Genomic DNA, 18,408 nt, shown 5'->3' on the forward strand with positions numbered 1-18,408 from the left:
AAATCCCCACAAATTAAACATTTGCTCTTTTTATGGGCTTTATGGGACTAAAATATTTATATTAATTACTTGATTTTGATAGAATTTGATTAAAATTTATACCGTCCAAAATATTTTTAAGCGTTCGGGATTATAAAAGTACTTTCATTGTTTAAAGGAAAACGCTTAAGAACAACATTTCACCGCTGAAAATATGTCATCCCAGCGTTCGGTTCTTTTCTTAGAAAATAATTTTATTGCTTTAGTCAGGTGGATTTATTGGCGCAATTTTTCTCACAAAGATAATAGTCTTGTGACTATGCTGTTAAAGAAAATTTGCCAAAAAGGTTGATAGTTTGTGATCAAAATAAGATTGTACATTTTGTTTGATTTTTGGTGGTGTAATTTATTGCAAAAGTTGAATTTCTTTTTGTGTTAGAAATATATTCATTGAAAGGAGCATTCTGAATGGCGCCCAAGTATGTCTATTTCTTTGGAGATGGTAAGGCTGATGGGAAAGCAGATATGAAGCATCTGCTTGGTGGTAAAGGGGCAAATTTGGCGGAAATGACTAATATTGGCATCCCTGTTCCTCCTGGTTTTACTATTACAACGGAGGTTTGTGATGCATATTATAAGAATAAACAACAGTATCCCAAGGGACTTGACAAAGAGATAGCGCAAAATCTTTCCATGTTGGAAAAATTAATGGGAGCAAAGTTAGGCGATTCAAATAATCCTCTGTTGGTTTCTGTTCGAAGTGGCGCTGCGGCATCTATGCCGGGAATGATGGATACGGTATTGAACCTTGGTTTAAATCCAGATACGGTAATAGGGTTGATAAAAAAAACGGGAAATGAGCGGTTTGCCTGGGACGCATACCGCAGGTTTATTTCCATGTTCGGTGATGTCGTTATGGGGATTGAACGACATTATTTCGAAGAAATCCTGGACAAATATAAGAAAAAATCACGGGTCAAAAATGATACAGATTTAACAACAGAACAATTGAAAAATATTGTAGAAGAGTATAAGGCAATTTATAAAAAAAATGCGAGGGAACCATTTCCGAATAATCCTGCAGAACAACTTCATAGAGCGATTGAGGCCGTTTTTGCATCATGGAACAACCCTCGCGCAGTAAAATACAGGCAGCTTTACGAAATTAAGGGGCTTATTGGTACGGCAGTAAATGTTCAGGCGATGGTATTTGGAAATATGGGAGACCATTCTGCCACTGGGGTCTGTTTTACCAGAAATCCCTCAACAGGAGAAAACAAATTTTACGGGGAATTTCTTATTAATGCACAGGGCGAAGATGTTGTTGCGGGTATTCGTACACCAGAGCCGATTGCAAATCTTGAAAAAGAAATGCCAGCGGTCTATAAACAGCTTTTTAAATATAAAAACATATTAGAGAAGCATTTTAAAGATGTTCAAGATATAGAATTTACTATTCAAGAGAATCGCTTGTTCATGCTGCAAACAAGAAATGGCAAAAGAACTGCTCGTGCGGCAATAAAAATTGCAGTAGATATGGTAAGGGAAAAATTAATAGATAAGAAGACGGCTATTTCCAGAATTGATCCTAATCAACTCGACCAGTTATTGCACCCGACTTTTGATCCTAAGGCAAAAAGAGAAGTAATAGCAGAAGGTCTGCCTGCTTCTCCCGGAGCGGCCACTGGCAAGGTCGTTTTTAGCGCTGAACATGCAGAAAGACTGGCCGAGAAAAATGAACAGGTAATTCTCGTCAGGAAAGAAACTTCTCCGGAAGATATTGGAGGGATGCATGTTTCTCAAGGAATTCTTACTACCAGCGGTGGTATGACTTCCCACGCTGCTGTGGTTGCGCGGGGAATGGGTAAATGTTGTATCGCTGGTTGTAGTGCTATACATGTGGATTATAAAAAGCAGCTTTTTAAGGTAAATGGCAAAGTGATAAGGGAAGGGACGTTCATTTCATTAGATGGCAGCAGCGGTGAGGTAATGATGGGGAATGTGGCAACTCTTGTACCCAAACTTAGCGATGATTTTGCCACACTCATGACTTGGGCGGATGAGATAAGAAAGTTGAAAGTGAGAACTAACGCAGACACTCAGATAGATGCGCGGAAGGCGCGCGAGTTTGGCGCTGAAGGCATAGGACTCTGCAGAACAGAACACATGTTTTTTGGCGAGAATAGAATCGATTTTGTCCGGCAAATGATTCTTTCCGCCCCGGATGTGAAAAATTTGAAAATCAAAATTGATTGTATACAAAAAGAAATAAGTAATGCACAAAACAACAAAATAAATGTTCTTAAAAAAGATTTAGCAAAGGCGCAGAATGAAATTAAATATCCAATGGCGGCATATATGTCTGCATTGAAGAAATTGCTTCCTATGCAACGCAGAGACTTTGAACAGATTTTTAAAGAGATGGATGGGCTTCCTGTGACTATCCGTCTTCTGGACCCTCCCCTTCATGAATTTTTGCCTCAAGAGGAAAATAATCAAAGAGAAATAGCAAAGCGGATGAAAATTAGTTTTCAGGAAATACAGGAAAAAGTTTCGGCGCTTCACGAACTAAATCCTATGCTTGGCCATAGAGGATGCAGGCTTGGTATTACCTATCCCGAAATATATGAGATGCAGGTACAGGCAATTATCGAGGCTGCATGTAACATGAAAAAAAAGGGTATCGTCATTTATCCGGAAATAATGTTGCCCCTTATTAGTACTGAAAAAGAATTAATTATCTTAAAAGAGTTGATTCAAAAAAATGCAAAAGAAATAATGGAGAAAAAAGGTGTAAAGGTAAATTACCTTATAGGAACAATGATCGAATTGCCACGGGCAGCTTTAATAGCAGATAATATTGCCAGACATGCTGAGTTCTTTTCCTTTGGGACGAATGACTTAACTCAGATGACCTTTGGTTTTAGCCGTGATGATGTTGGATCTTTCGTTCCGGAGTATATTGATAATGAAATATTAGAGAAAGATCCTTTTCAGGTTTTGGATCAGGATGGTGTTGGGAAGTTGATTCAAATAGGTATTAATGGCGGGAGAAGCACGAGAAAAGAATTAAAGATTGGAATTTGCGGTGAACACGGGGGAAATCCTCAAACAGTTTCCTTTTGCCATGCGATAGGTATGGATTATGTAAGTTGCTCTCCCTTCAGGGTACCTATAGCCCGTCTTGCCGCTGCACAGGCAGCACTAGAACAACCTTTATCACGTGCAACAATTTAATCAGAAAGATTAATTTTAGAATAATCGTGACACAAAAGGCATCCTTATTTTAAAAAGGATGCCTTTTGTGTTATGATGGAAAAAATACCTGTTAATGCATGAAATCCGGTTCTTTCTGTATATATTGAATACAACAGTATGATTGAAATATATAAAAAACTGCCAAAGACAAATTGTGGTGAATGTGGAGATGCAACTTGTACCGCGTTTGCACTTAAAGTAATGAACTCTCAACGTAGAATACAAGATTGCCCATATGTTGCAAACAAAGACAGTAAGCTGAAGTTAAATAAACCCGTAGCTACCATGGACGATAATTACAGTCGTGTAAGTTATGAGTTAGAAGCTGTGGCGAAACGTGTGAATTTTAAGGATGCAAGCGCTGCAATTGGCGGCGGGTATGAGTTTAAGGATGGCGAAGAGAGAATAACGCTTAAAATGATAAATAAACCATATGAGATTCGCAGAAAAGGTTTATATGAAAAGGATACATATTGTCTTGATTCGTGGTCCAAAATTATCATTTATGATTATGTACGCAGGAAGGGCGGCAGACCTTTAACCGGTGAATGGGTCACATTGGGATATTTTCCAAATACCGCTTCACACGTTAAAGCATTTCAGCGGAACGCTGAAGAGAAAATTGCCATAAAATTCAATGGCAATAAACAAGGATTGATAATTAGATGTAAGGAATTGGGTGGGGTTGCTGCACAAGGGCAAATGAAGGCCGATTATATTTATCAATTTGGTTTATTGCCAAGGATACCATTGTATATGTGTTTTTGGGAAGCAGACGATGAATTTCCGGCTAGTTGTAAGTTGTTTCTTGATAGTAGTGCAGAAGATTATATCGATATAGAATATCTGGCTTATCTCGTTGAAAGATTTGTGGAAATTTTTGTTCACTAACAAGACAACTTTTTCCACTGCAGGAAGAAAAAGGTAAAATACAATCTTGTAACAGTTTAGTTTTTTGAAAAAGTAGGGACGAAGCATTTTCTATAAATTCAGAACTCCAGATCTGGTGGAATTTGATTTGATATCAAATTAAATGTTTGTGGGTAACAGCACGAACGTAACGGCTGCTCAATCTTTACCCAACTTCGATAGACAGAAATCGTATCGCTTTTAATTTTAATATGTTATGGCTTTAGTCCTTCATTTTTCGGCACTACATATTTGAGTTTTCATGTGTGATTTTATATTTTTTCTGCCTAATGGTGTATGTTTAATATGGAGTTTATTGTAAATCGTGTGCTGCTTTTCCATTATTTTACCAGTCGAGTAACGTGCCGCAAGCATAAGCAATTGTATTCAGGCACTACATTGAACGCCAAAAGCAACATCAACCATACCAATAGGTTACGACTATTACTTGCTCAATTTCTTGCCTTTTTCATGATAAATTTGTCGAAGTTGGGTTAAGAGAAAGAATACGGGAGGCAAGGTTTGGTACGTGTATCTGAGGAATGATCGGGAAACGGGAGTGGTTTGCTATGAGTTTCAGTCGTTGTGATTTTAAAAATGGCGGCCATCCAATCCACTTATCCCGAACGGTACTTTTTAATGCTGCGGCAACCCAGCCGGGCAAGGTAAGCCATTGTCCTTGAGATTCTGCTACGTAACGGATTGATTCTCCCACGAGAGAACGAAATCCAAGATAATGATGCTGGCGCATCAGTGTGTCCCGATTTGCCTGGTCATTTGTGAAACAGGACGAACTGTAATTGAACGGAGTAGTTCGTTCGGCAGTCTCTGGACATGCTCTCCCCTCACGGGGAATACGCTATCTTTCTAACGCATACGGATTACTCCATTGTATGCGCATAGACACAAACTTCTTTATGAGGAATTAGGTTCGCAGAGGTGGTATTTGCAACCACTCTGGTATTCCATACTTCAAGGCATGCCAATCCCCTAATTTTACAAAATCAAAAACAGGACTATTCTTGGTATTTGAGGATATTGTTCCTGGTCGGCGTTTAATTCACATATTATGAACCTGTTGAGTATAATAAGCTTTTTTACAATAAATCGGGAATGTCCCTTTGAGAATGCACATATCACGGATGTTGTTCTTTGGAAATAGATAGTGTCTTGCTCCAATTCTTATTTGCGTCTATTTCAGAAGCATCTCTTCCATAAAATGTCTGTCCACGCTGATACACGGAATTATCCAGAAGGAAAGACACTTCTGTTTCCTTTTCCTTTATTTCATCCAGAATAATCTTACAGATAATCCCGGAACGGCCAAATTCCAAATCATGGGACATATCCTTGGGATTGGGAAAATTTAACTGGTACCAGCCATCCTCCGCCTTGATTATGTTCCAGCCTTTACAAATTCCACCATCGCTTTCAGGTACTAATGAAATGGTATACGGCGTATCTGTCTTCAAAAAAAAACGGAAGGTACTAACGTATCTTGGCATATGTTCGCACCACATAAAAATTTCGGCGCTTTCACCCTTTATAAAAGGGGAGATTTCGAATGAAATAACCCCCTGATTTGTCTTTCCGAATATGAGAGATGGATCAACCGGGTCTTCCAGGGGAGGAGTACCGGTAACTCCCTTATAGGTAAGTTCGCCTTTTACCGTAAAAATTCCGTCTTCTGGTCTTTTTGGAGTTATGTAACTTATCTTATACTGCCCGCCCAGATCATCAATAGTTTGTTTAAACCGTTTCAGAAAAACACCCATGTTTTCCGCACGGATGTAAGTGCCACCTGTCTTGGTTGAGATATTTTCGAGGATACTCTCATTTCGAATATCCCCAAGACCAATGTTATAAATATGAATATCTTCTTTATTTGCAAGTAATATTAAATCCTCCGGCTGCTTCAGACTCGAATTGTCAAAACCATCTGAAATAAAGACTAACGCTCTGAAAATTTTATGGTCTGGTCCGGCGGGAAATTGTTTTAACCCATGGTAAGCGGCATCCCAGCAAATTGAGAAATCGCTGTAGATATTTTTTGTGGAAAAATTTTCGATTGATTCTTTTGCATGTTGTTTGTTCGTGGTAAATGGTTGAATAATGGAAGGTGCTTCATCCGGCCTGTGAAATTCAACAATGCCTATTTGATGAGTTTCCTTAAGATTGTCTATCAAAGAGTTTGCACCCGCAAGCATTGTTTCAACACCATTTGGCTGCTTTTGCATTGAAGCAGAAAAATCCAGCACCAACATAACCTGCATCTGGAAATCGTCCTGTGTGTAGAGAAAAGGATAGCTTTCATGGTAATCAATTTCCTCATTGTTTTCCCAAATCTTCAGATTTCTTAAATCAAATGCAGAAGGATTTATCGAGACCGCACGGTTGTTTTGATCCCGAAGAGAAAAGATAAACTGAATAGTACTGGGCTTTTGATGTGCAGTGGTAATATTTTTCAGGAAAAGCTTTGTAATGGGAGAGACAATTTGAATAAGAGGGACATCTGCGAAAACGTTTTTATCCGAAGAGTCAACAATTCTTATTGTATACTTCTCTTCCCCGGGACGAAGCGGACTTTTCGGCGTCCATTTATAATTTCCATCGCTTGTGTCATCGTTTCTGTAATTGTAAGATTTTACAATAGTTTCTATTATGGAATCATTTAGTAAAAGAAGAATATCCACATAATTACCTATGTTTGCGGTTGCTATCCACTGAATAGTGACTTCATTGTCTATTAACAATGACGTTCTGGCATGGGGACGCATTATTTTTATAATTTTTTCTTCTTTTATCCTCTCCGCCACAATATTAATAGTTTTATTGCCGCCATTTGATTTTGCTTCGATTGTTCCCAGGTTCTTCCCTACGGAAAGTTTATCTCTGTTAATAACAACAGTGACGGTTTTTTCTTCTTGTTTTTCGCACATCCCGGATTTTAACGGAATCGAAATCCATTCAATGTCTTTAGGGGTATCAATTTCATACTGAAGTGTCTTTACATTAGAGAGAATTTTCCACTTTTCTTTTCCTTTATTCAGTAAGGTAAATGACTTTTTGGTTTCCATATCTCCAAAATTTAATTCCGTTGGAACGATTTCAAGAACCGGTTCTACTCTTCCCAGATATTTGAGCACAACAATCGCAATTATAATGATACCCATTAAGGTAATGATTTTTTTTACGGGTGATTTTTTCCCCATTTTGACGCCTCCTGTAAAATCCGATTTAACGTTTTATCCAATGAATAAATTCATAAAAGAGATTAATTGCCGGTTGGGATAACGAACGTCTTTATAACGTTCTGAAAGTATTGTCGTTATCATGCGATATTATGCGATTGCCCAGGTCAAATATCCTTGTTTGACACAAAAAGCATCTCCCGATGCCCTACGGAATCCCTGGCAATTACAAAGATGGGTATATCCTGTGACTCTGATACCTTTTTAAAATCCTTGTCTCTGATAAAAAGAAAGACCCGTTCATTTGAATGCATATATTTTTTCAGGGCTTCAGAATCGTTTATAACCGTTAGGTGATTTCTATTCGTATAAAACAGGTATGAGTCTCTGAGAAAATTATACATTGCCAGTTGATCGCCGGGTTTCATTGCAGCATTTGCCTTGTCGCAAATTTCCTTGGCCGATTTGTACTGATTTAATAAGGGGATCACCTCCAGCGTGCTCAGGGTAAATAGAGAGAAAACAAGCAGGATGAGGGCAAAGAGGAATGGCAATATTCTTGCGTGTTTTATGAAACGCAGCATAATTACGCCGCCGGCAAAAAGAAACAGTACAAATGGTATGGTTAGACGAATGTGCTCGGGCAGAAATTTGTATACACCTATTGGCAAAAGAAACCCTAGAAATATGGTTAGTCCGCTTATGAAATAACAAGGGATGTAGCCTGTTTTCCTGAAACGGATATCCCTGAATTGTTCTATAAACTCATTCAGAAACCATGCGATTATTAAAGAGGCGGCAGGATAGAGGGGAAGGACGTAGATGTCCCTTTTCCCCGAAACGATGGAAAAGAAAAAGAAGATAACGACAAACCAGACCGCAGGGAATACCACTTCCTGAAACCTCTTTCTCCCTTCACGTGAAAACAGATACACGACAACGCCTGGGATAAAGATTGTCCACGGAAAATAATTCAGGGGAAAATGGATAAAATAGTAATAAAGAGGCCGTTTATGGGCAAAGGAATCAGCGAACCGCCCGATATTTTGCTTGAATAATATTTGTTGTATATATTCCTTACCGCCGTATATGCCTGCCAGATATACCCACGAGAATACCATAATTGCAAAAAGAACTCCCCCTATCCAGGGTTTTGTTTCCTTCAAAACCTTTATATCTCTCTTCAGAGAAAGATATGCCACGACTACGAGGAATGGAAGAAGAAATCCTACAGGGCCTTTTGTAAGCGTTCCAAGGGCCATGAAGATATAAAAGAGGGTGTAATAACGGCCTTTATTTCCCGCTTCCTTATAGCCTTTATAGAAACTGAACAAGGCTGCCATAACGAAAAAGGTAAGCAGTACGTCAAAGGCAGCGCGGTGCGTCATCCAGAGGAATTTTATGCTGGTGGCGAGAATAAGGGCAGAAAGCAAGCCTATTCTGGTGTTATGGAAAACATTTCTTGCAAAATTAAACAGTATCAGGCAGCATCCCACACCTGCGAGGGCAGAAGGCAAACGCGCGGACAGGTGCGTTATTTTGCCGAATGGGACGGAAAACAGATTAATCATCCAGAATAAAAGGGGGGGTTTGTGGGGGTATGGTTCGCCATTTAACTGTGGAAGTATAAAATTGCCGCTATCCCGCATTTCTTTGGAGACCTGTGCGTAACGGGGCTCATCCGGCGCCCAGAAATCCCTTTTTCCTGTATTGAAGAGAAAGAGGAATGAAAGGAAAAGTACCAGAATGACGGTCAATAAGCGTATATTTATCGTAGTTTTGTTCATTTAAATAACGATATTTGTACGATGCTATGTGATAATTATGACGATACTCCCTTCATGTGAAAAGGAATACGTTGGACGGAATTTTAGCACAGTTAACAAATTCCGTCAACGATTATAGCAAAATGGTAGTGGGATTTGGCCAGTAAATGGCTTTGTATTAAACTGTAAACCTTTTGAGTATATCTGTAATTGGCTTGACAATGTTTAACCCTCTCAGTATCCTAAGCTGGCAAAGCCGGAACCAAACAAGCAATCAAGAAATAAAAAATACGAAATCCGAAGTACGAAATCCGAAACAAATTCCAAAATCCACCCCCTTACACCCTCCAAAGGGAGAGAATGTCCCCCGCTGGCGGGGGTGCAGGGGGTGGATGAGTATTTCGTGTTTCTGATTTCACCATTAAATATTTTGCCAAAAAAATACAAAGAACTTACATATAAGGTTCTAAACCTTTTCGTAGCCAGTGCTGCGAAAAGGAAATCTGAAATACTAAGCACGAAATACGAAACAGGCAGGTTTTATGGTCACAGCAAACGGACACGTCTCATGGTCTTGGTTTTGAACATTTGAATTTTGAGTTTCGGTATTGTTTCGAATTTCGATATTCGAATTTCGTATTTAGACGCTTTGGCATATAGACAAAATTTTGTCGATGTTGAGGCGCTAAACGCTTATTTGTCAGGCCTGCCTGCCTGGTAGCAGACCGGTGAAAAATTAAGGTCTTTCCATGTAAAAGAGGGTAATTCAAAATTGTCTCATATTTATATTTTCGAAGACGCCAACTATTCACGCCTTACGCCCCTCGTATACACCAGGGCAACGTTTGAGCTTCGGTGTGGTTTGTATACGCAATGGGAAAGGATATCTAAACTTTATCCCGGTGCTACCATTACCCTTTTCTGCAGAGATGCCCTTGCGGATATAGTAAAGGAACGTTATCCCCTGGAGGTGAATGCCCCCCGGAAACAGAATGATAGCTGTCTTTTTATAAACGGCCGCGCGATTCTTTCGCGTCCTGTTTCTTTGGAAGGCCCTGAGGAAATTGGCATGCAAGGCGATACGGTTGTTTACCTTCGTCTCAAAAAAAATTCCCCGGAAAAAATATCGTACAACACATTTCTTGAAGAAAATTATCATGAAAAATGGAAAAACACCTTACCCAAGGTTGATATTCAGGCGCCGGTATTCAGTTATTATTGGGACATTATAAAACGTAATACGCATCAAATAGCGGAAGACTTTTCCTTATTTGTCAAAGAGGGACGGAATGCGGGGAAAGTGTATGAAGGAGCTTATCTCATCAATAAAGACAAAATATACATTGGAAAGGGCAGCAGGATCAAACCTTGCTGTGTACTCGACGCAGAGAACGGGCCGGTGTATATTGGCAATAATGTAACCATTTCCCCTAATACCTCCATTGAGGGGCCGGTTTACATTGGAGATAATTCTGTAATCCTGCCCAATTCGCGGTTACGGGGAGGCACAAATATCGGAGAAGTATGCAAAATAGGGGGAGAAATCGTAAATACAATATTTCACAGCTTTACCAACAAACAACATGACGGATTTTTGGGCGACTCATATCTTGGTTCATGGGTCAACATCGGGGCGGATACAACGAACAGTAATTTACTGAATACCTATGGCCTCATAAAAGTTCAAATGGGAAATACCCTCATAAACACAAACCACAATTCCCTTGGCATGGCGATGGGAGATCATACGAAAACCGCCATAAATACGACGATCATGACAGGGAGTGTCATTGGCTTTGCCTGCAATATTGTCACCAGTCTCTATCCTCCGAAATATCTGCCTTCGTTTTCATGGTGTTCCGTCAATGGGATAAGGGTTTACGAGTGGGATAAGGCATTATGTGTGGCAAGGCTTGTTATGGAAAGACGGGAGAAAAAAATGTCCACTGCCGAAGAGGAGCTTTTTAAAAAGGTATTTCAGCTTACTGAAAATGAAAGAACTATATGCAAAAAGACATAAAACATGAACAAATCATCAACGAAAAGATAATTATCGATACCAGTATCTTTACCAATCCGGACGTTTATCAGACCTTTGGCAATGACCCGACAGACGCCCTGCGTTCTTTTCTTGAAATTATCAGCAAACTGAAAGGGCCTACTTTTTATATGCCGCAGACGATTTATGAGGAGCTTTTAAACTTTGTCGAGATAAAAGATATACAAGTTGATTTGCAAATGTTATTGCAGCAGAAATCCCCGAAACGTTACGAGTTGACCGTTCCTGCGTTTTTGCTCTATGAACTTATTGAAGATGTACGGCAGAGGATTGACAAGGGCTTGAGGGTGGCGGAAGCCGCCGTCAGGGAAACCTCGCCCGATACCGAACCTGAAGCGATAGCAAATCTCAGGAAAAAATATCGCATGGCGCTGCGTGAGGGAATTATTGACAGCAAAGAAGACGTTGATTTAATCCTGCTTGCAAAAGAAATGGACGGCATAATGATGACCGCGGATACCGGCATTGTCAAATGGGCGGATAAGCTGGGCATACGGTACATCGACCCGCGCATGTTACGGAGTATTTTGGATAAGCTGGCGGAGGCATCCTGATAGGAGAGGAAAATAATGCGAAAGGAATATGATTTTTCTAAGGCTGAGCAGGGTAAGTTTTATAGACCTGTAGAGGAGTTGGAAATACCAATATATTTAGATAAAAGGGTGAAAGAATTTTTTAGTAAGAAAGCATTAGACAAAAATATTGAACTTGATAAAGTAATTAACATTATATTAAGTAAAGAAATGGAAATATTAAAGGAGATTGAAGCTTAGGTTGATAAAGGTTGTTTTTTTAAAAACTTATCCGTTTCTTCATACTATTCATCATACTTCGTTATTAATTGATCATTACTCCTTAGTTTACGTCTCTATCATGTGTCCGAGTTTTTCTTTTTTAGTACGCAGATATTTCTGATTTTCTGCTTTTGGTTCAACAATGATGGGTACGCGTTCAACTATTTCCAGTCCATATCCTGCAAGCGCGGCAAATTTTTTGGGATTGTTCGACAGCAAACGCATTTTAGTAATGCCCAGGTCTCTTAAAATTTGCGCGCCAATACCATAATCCCTCTTATCTACGGGAAGTCCGAGTTTCTCATTTGCCTCTACCGTATCAAATCCTTTATCTTGTAAGTGATACGCATGCAATTTGTTTTCTAAGCCAATCCCTCGACCTTCCTGCCTCATATAAAGCAAAACACCTGCACCGTTTTCCTTTATAATTTTAAGTGCGTTATGAAGCTGTTCTCCGCAGTCGCATCGCAAAGAGCCGAAAACATCGCCCGTCAGACATTCATCGTGTACCCTTACCAGTACCGGTTCATTTTGCATTGGGGACGGGGTGTTTATGTCTTTGCTGCCAACTCCAAGGCATAAAGCAAGGTGTAGGTATTCATCAACAAAAGAACGATAGAGATGGAGGATGAATTCTCCATACATTGTGGGGAGTTTTACGGTTACGCGTTTCTCAATTAACCGCTCCTGTTCATGGCGGTATTTTATGATATCCGCAATTGTACAGATTTTGAGATTGTTTTTTTCGGCAAATTTTTTAAGGTCAGGAAGTTTTGCCATGTTTCCGTCTTCCCTCATAATTTCGCAAATTACTGCGGCATTTTTGAGACCGGCAATGCGGGTTAGATCAACGGCGCCTTCTGTATGGCCGGCTCTGACAAGAACTCCGCCGTTATGCGCCTTTAAAGGAAATATATGGCCTGGCCTGACAAAGTCTTCCGCAGTGGCATTATCATCAATAGCGGTTAATATGGTTGCCGCCCTGTCTTTGGAAGATACGCCGGTGGAGATTCCTCTTGCGGCGTCAACGGAAACGGTAAAAGGCGTCTGAAAGCTTGATGTGTTATTGGAAACCATTGGATAAAAGTCCAGTTCTTCAGCCCTTTTGTCATTTATTGCAAGGCAAAGAATGCCTCTTGCATGTGTTAGTATAAAGTTAATAGCTTCGGGAGTAACCTTTTCCGCTGCAAGAATTAAATCCCCCTCATTTTCCCGACTCTCGTCGTCTATTAATATTGTCATTTTCCCATTTCTCAGGTCTTCTATTACTTCTTGTATTGAATTGAATTGCATTGAATACACCTCACAATTGATTTGTCTATGAAATACTGCCCGTTTTGTAAAAGGACAAGTATGAACTGTTATTTAAACATAATAATATTACATTAATATGCGCTAATTTCGTAACATTTTAGTTTTTTTAAAAAAAATGGGCGAAACATTTGCCCTTTTGGGTATGAATGCATTTATGACAATTTTACAGCAAATGCTTCGCCCCTACACTATGCGGCAAAACACCGCTATTATTGGAATTTTTCAAAAAACTAAAGTGTTACAAAATAACACATTATTTCTTATAACTATAACAGAGGCAAAGTCTTAATCAAGCAAAAAGCTAACAAGGCAAACTTTTTTAATTTGCCTTGACACATTTATTTTTTAGTTGTACGATTTGAAATCCTAAAGCTGTTAAAATGTCTGCGGTAAATATATCGTAAGGCCTTGTATTAAAATAAATTAGGCTGCCTTTGGCAGCGACTTTATGCTGTTGTTGATATTTAATGTATAGACGCGTTGCATGCGTCTATGAACTGCTGCACGTAATGAAAATGAATGAAAAAAAGGCAATATTGGTGCTGGAAGACGGAACGTGTTTCAATGGATGCTCTTTAGGGGCTGCCGGCGAGACAAGTGGAGAACTCGTCTTCAATACGAGTATGATGGGATATCAGGAAATCCTGACAGATCCATCATATGCAGGTCAGATTGTTGCTTTAACATATCCGTTAATAGGCAATTATGGCATTAATGAAGAGGACGTTGAATCATACAGACTTTTTCTGGAAGGATTTATCGTTAAAGAATGCTCTCCATTCTCCAGTAATTGGCGGTCAAAAATAGATTTATCCGAATATCTTACCAAAAATGGGATAGTTGGTATTCAAGGTATTGATACCAGGTCACTTACATGCCATATCCGTGATTTTGGATCGCAGCAGGGCATTATTTCAACCGTGGATTTTGATATGATACGGTTGCAGGAAAAAGCAAAATCAGCGCCTGGTCTTACCGGAAGAGATTTGGTTGCAAAGGTGACCTGTGAAAAACCGTATGACTGGGTAAATAAAGAAGGCGCACCTCACTTATCCCCTAGATACAAGGTTATTGTTTATGATTGTGGCGTAAAATACTCTATTTTAAGAAAATTGGCGCATGCCGGTTGTTCTGTGCATGTCGTTCCTGCAAAAACCTCATTTGAAACGGTATTGGAGATGAATCCTGACGGCATTGTTCTTTCCAACGGACCTGGAGACCCTTCGGTCGTTTCATATATGATTAAGAACATTAAAGGGCTGTTAGGGAAAAGGCCAATATTTGGGATATGCCTGGGACATCAGTTGCTGGCGCTCGCATTGGGGCTGAAAACGTCCAAACTCAAGTTTGGGCATCATGGCGGAAACCAACCCGTCATGGATTTATCGACTAAAAAGGTGGAAATCACTGCCCAGAATCACTGTTTTGCCGTGGAAATACCATCGCAGGGCATGTTGCATAAAAGCAGTTATGGCGATGTGGAAATTACACATCTGAACTTAAATGATAAATCCGTAGAGGGGTTGAAATGCCATTCTGTGCCTGCCTTTTCCGTGCAATACCACCCGGAAGCCTCCCCAGGACCTCACGATGCAGATTATTTGTTTGATAGATTTTTGCAGACGATGAAAAGTTGATGCTTTGGAGAAATATGAGCAAAAAGGAAACCACAGATTGCACAGATTAAAAAGAGGGTGGTAGTACCCAGTCGGCAATCTACAGTTGGCAGTCGGCAAATTGCAGATTGAGGACTGCCGACTGTGGACTATTTTCGTGAAATTTTTCGGGGAATAGATACTTTTAGCTATATATAAAATGCCCAAACGAAATGATATTGAGAAAATACTGATCATTGGCTCCGGCCCTATTGTAATTGGCCAGGCGTGCGAATTTGATTATTCCGGCACCCAGGCATGCCACGCCTTGAGGGAAGAGGGATATACGGTTATCCTGGTAAACAGCAACCCGGCGACGATTATGACGGACCCGGAGGTGGCGGACAAAACGTATATTGAACCCATTACAACGGAAATAATTACAAAAATTATTGAAAAGGAACGCCCGCAGGCGATATTGCCGACGCTTGGGGGGCAGACAGGGCTAAACGCCGCTGTGTCCCTTGCGGAAAAAGGCGTATTGGATAAGTTTAATGTAGAGCTTATAGGCGCAAAACTAAAAGCCATAAAAATGGCTGAAGACCGTTCGCAATTTAAGGCGGCGATGGGGCGTATTGGCGTACAAGTGCCAGAAAGTGTGTATGTCAATTCTTTAGACACCGCGCTGAAGATTATAGACGCCATCGGTTTCCCTGCCATTATCCGTGCATCTTTCACGCTTGGAGGGTCGGGAGGCAGCACGGCGTATAACATTGAAGAATATAAAGAGTATATAACTACAGGGCTGGAGACAAGCCCCATTCATGAAGTTTTAGTAGAACGTTCAGTTCTTGGGTGGAAAGAGTATGAACTGGAAGTTATGCGCGACTTAAAAGACAATGTCGTCATCATATGCTCTATTGAAAATTTTGACCCAATGGGAGTCCATACGGGCGACAGCATTACTGTGGCGCCTGCGCAGACGCTTACTGACATGGAGTATCAGAAAATGCGTGATGCCGCGGTCAGAATCATCAGGGAAATAGGCGTTGAAACCGGCGGTTCAAATATTCAGTTTTCCATCAACCCTGAAAATGGCGAGATGCTGGCGATTGAAATGAATCCAAGGGTCTCAAGGAGTTCTGCATTGGCGTCAAAAGCCACAGGATTCCCTATCGCAAAGATCGCCGCAAAACTTGCAATCGGGTACACGCTCGATGAAATCCCTAATGACATTACCCGCTATACCCCCGCATGCTTTGAACCGGCCATAGATTATTGTGTGGTCAAAATTCCGAGGTTCAATTTTGACAAATTCCCGGATACTACCCAGGAGCTTACTATTCATATGAAATCAGTCGGCGAGGTTATGGCGATTGGCCGCACCTTTAAAGAAGCGGTAGGCAAGGCGATTCGTTCGCTCGAAACCGGGCGAAGCGGTTTTGACCCCCTTCTGCCTTCTGGAATCGATGCCTGGACGGCTGAACAAAAATCGGAATATTTACAAACGAAACTGATTACGCCAACCCCCGACAGGTTATGGCATATTGCGGACGCTTTTCGTCTGGGCATGAGCCTTGACGAGATTTATAACTATTCCCGCATTGACAAATGGTTTCTTTATAACATTAAACAAATAACAGACCTGGAAAATGAGATTAAACAAAGACATTTAAAGGGCAATGACGCATCACAAAAAAACAGGGATTTTGCTATGGATGCTGAATTGCTTGCAAAAGCAAAACAATATGGGTTTTCTGATATATTTTTAGCCAGGTTATGCGGTTCCGATGAGAAGACAATAAGGGAATACCGGTACCGGAGATCTGTGAGGCCGGTATTTAAACATGTTGATACATGTGCCGCAGAGTTTAAAGCATTTACCCCTTATTTATATTCAACGTACGAAACTTCGTGTGAAGCGGATCCCACGACAAAGAGAAAGATTATTATTTTGGGAAGTGGCCCGAATCGGATAGGACAAGGAATTGAGTTCGATTACTGCTGTGTGCATGGCGTTTACGCCTTAAAAGAGCTGGGGTATGAAACCATTATGGTGAATTGTAATCCGGAAACGGTAAGCACGGATTACGACACTTCTGACAGGCTCTACTTTGAACCTCTCACCATGGAAGATGTTCTGGAAATCATTCACAAGGAGAAACCCGAGGGAGTAATTGTTCAATTTGGAGGGCAGACCCCGCTGAAGCTTGCAGTTCCCCTGGAAAAAGAAGGGGTGAAGATTCTGGGCACTTCTCCTGAGAATATTGATGTTGCCGAAGACCGTGAACGGTTTGCGTTGCTTATGAACCGGTTAGGACTAAAGCAGCCGGAAAATGGCTGTGCAAACTCTGCGGAAGATGCGAAGAAGATAGCAAAAAGGATAGGATATCCGGTGTTATTACGCCCATCGTATGTTTTGGGCGGAAGCGCAATGCGTATTGTTTACGATGAACAGGGCCTGGAGCATTATATTTCCCATGCGGTGGAAGTATCGCCGGAACATCCTGTTTTAATTGACAGCTTTTTGCAGGACGCAATAGAAATTGATGTTGATGCAATCAGTGACGGAGAAGAAGTATTTATCGGGGGAGTAATGGAACATATAGAGGAAGCAGGGGTGCATTCCGGAGACAGTGCCTGCTCGCTCCCGCCCTATTCAGTGAATAATGAAATTATAGAAGAATTAAAGAAGGAAACACGGATCATAGCGCTTGCACTGAATGTCATAGGCCTTATTAACATTCAATATGCGGTAAAAGATAAGGTGATATATGTACTGGAGGTGAATCCGCGCGCTTCAAGGACAATACCCTTTGTAAGCAAGGCGATAGGCGTGCCGATGGCTAAGATTGCGGCAAAAGTAATTGCAGGGGAAAAGCTTCGAGGGTTAAATATGCCCGAAAATATCACGATGAGACACACTGCCGTAAAAGAGGCGGTTTTCCCCTTTTTAAAGTTTAAAGGGGTTGATACATTGCTGGGGCCTGAAATGAAATCGACGGGAGAAGTTATGGGACTGGATAAAGATTTCGGGCGCGCATACGCAAAGGCGCAAATGTCTGCCAATTACTGCCTCCCCTTAGTCGGCTCCGTTTTTATAAGTGTAAGGGATAAGGATAAGAAACCTATCGTGCAAATAGCAAAAAAGCTGCTCCAAATGGGATTTAAAATCACGGCGACTAAGGGCACTGCCGCGGCGCTCTCAGAAGAAAATATTTCTGTTACGCCCGTTTTAAAAGTAATAGAAGGACGCCCGAATATTGTTGACCATATAAAGAATAATGAAGTGCAACTCGTCATCAACACGGCAGAGGGAAAGGCTGCGCAGGAGGCGTCTTTTTCCATCAGAAGAACTGCTCTTACCTATCAAATTCCTTATTTTACCACCGTTGCAGGCGCTGTAGCAGCCGTAAGAGCGATAGAGGCATTAAAAAGCGGGACTCTTGATGTACGGTCGATTCAGGAGTGTCATCAACGGTAATTATTTCTTGTAGCAGAGAAAATACCATTCCATATTTCAATTCCACCCCATGCACCCCC

11 protein-coding genes are annotated in these 18,408 nt (G+C 40.7%); 7 read left to right on the top strand and 4 right to left on the bottom strand.

Annotated features, from left to right (window positions below):
• The first annotated feature begins 447 nt into the window (after nt 1-447).
• Together ppdK and ABJL82_RS01240 are read left to right on the top strand one after the other, a co-directional pair.
• Nucleotides 448-3,216 (top strand): pyruvate, phosphate dikinase, encoded by a 2,769-nt coding sequence (ppdK, locus tag ABJL82_RS01235; RefSeq protein ID WP_347272859.1) that lies wholly within the window; start codon nt 448-450, stop codon nt 3,214-3,216.
• A gap of 138 nt (nt 3,217-3,354) precedes the next feature.
• Nucleotides 3,355-4,128 carry a DUF3786 domain-containing protein gene (locus ABJL82_RS01240; protein ID WP_347272860.1) on the top strand — a complete coding sequence of 258 codons (774 nt, stop codon included), beginning with the start codon at nt 3,355-3,357 and terminating at the stop codon, nt 4,126-4,128.
• Nucleotides 4,129-4,615: 487 nt separating this feature from the next.
• On the opposite strand, the gene ABJL82_RS01245 is transcribed toward ABJL82_RS01240, so the two are convergent.
• From ABJL82_RS01245 to ABJL82_RS01255, 3 genes are all read right to left on the bottom strand, one after another.
• Nucleotides 4,616-4,897, bottom strand: coding sequence for a Druantia anti-phage system protein DruA (locus ABJL82_RS01245; protein WP_347272861.1), 282 nt, complete (start codon nt 4,895-4,897; stop codon nt 4,616-4,618).
• 385 nt (nt 4,898-5,282) lie between these two features.
• The gene (locus tag ABJL82_RS01250; protein WP_347272862.1) at nt 5,283-7,358 is read right to left on the bottom strand and encodes a VWA domain-containing protein; all 2,076 of its coding nucleotides are present in this window, start codon (nt 7,356-7,358) and stop codon (nt 5,283-5,285) included.
• Nucleotides 7,359-7,504: 146 nt separating this feature from the next.
• Nucleotides 7,505-9,124: a glycosyltransferase family 39 protein gene (locus ABJL82_RS01255; RefSeq protein WP_347272863.1), complete on the bottom strand. Its 1,620-nt coding sequence runs from the start codon at nt 9,122-9,124 to the stop codon at nt 7,505-7,507.
• Nucleotides 9,125-9,875: 751 nt separating this feature from the next.
• On the opposite strand from ABJL82_RS01255, the gene ABJL82_RS01260 reads away from it, so the two are divergent.
• Genes ABJL82_RS01260 through ABJL82_RS01270 form a run of 3 tightly spaced genes read left to right on the top strand, consistent with a single transcriptional unit; the run spans nt 9,876 to nt 11,935 of the window.
• Nucleotides 9,876-11,123 carry a putative sugar nucleotidyl transferase gene (locus tag ABJL82_RS01260; RefSeq protein ID WP_347272864.1) on the top strand — a complete coding sequence of 416 codons (1,248 nt, stop codon included), beginning with the start codon at nt 9,876-9,878 and terminating at the stop codon, nt 11,121-11,123.
• A complete protein-coding gene (locus ABJL82_RS01265; protein ID WP_347272865.1) occupies nt 11,108-11,716 on the top strand; it encodes an RNA ligase partner protein in 609 nt (202 codons plus the stop codon). Before ABJL82_RS01260 ends, ABJL82_RS01265 begins: the two co-directional genes overlap by 16 nt.
• Nucleotides 11,717-11,731: 15 nt before the next feature.
• Nucleotides 11,732-11,935, top strand: coding sequence for a hypothetical protein (locus ABJL82_RS01270; protein WP_347272866.1), 204 nt, complete (start codon nt 11,732-11,734; stop codon nt 11,933-11,935).
• Nucleotides 11,936-12,022: 87 nt separating this feature from the next.
• On the opposite strand, the gene ABJL82_RS01275 is transcribed toward ABJL82_RS01270, so the two are convergent.
• A complete protein-coding gene (locus tag ABJL82_RS01275; RefSeq protein ID WP_347272867.1) occupies nt 12,023-13,249 on the bottom strand; it encodes a bifunctional 3,4-dihydroxy-2-butanone-4-phosphate synthase/GTP cyclohydrolase II in 1,227 nt (408 codons plus the stop codon).
• Nucleotides 13,250-13,737: 488 nt separating this feature from the next.
• On the opposite strand from ABJL82_RS01275, the gene carA reads away from it, so the two are divergent.
• Both carA and carB read left to right on the top strand, forming a co-directional pair.
• Complete coding sequence (gene carA, locus ABJL82_RS01280; RefSeq protein ID WP_347272868.1) at nt 13,738-14,907, top strand: glutamine-hydrolyzing carbamoyl-phosphate synthase small subunit; 1,170 nt, start codon at nt 13,738-13,740, stop codon at nt 14,905-14,907.
• Nucleotides 14,908-15,085: 178 nt separating this feature from the next.
• On the top strand, nt 15,086-18,349 hold the full coding sequence (carB, locus tag ABJL82_RS01285) for a carbamoyl-phosphate synthase large subunit (RefSeq protein ID WP_347272869.1): 3,264 nt from the start codon (nt 15,086-15,088) through the stop codon (nt 18,347-18,349).
• The last annotated feature ends 59 nt before the right edge of the window (nt 18,350-18,408 follow it).

The organism is Candidatus Kuenenia sp. (assembly GCF_039794105.1).
GTDB lineage: Bacteria > Planctomycetota > Brocadiia > Brocadiales > Brocadiaceae > Kuenenia.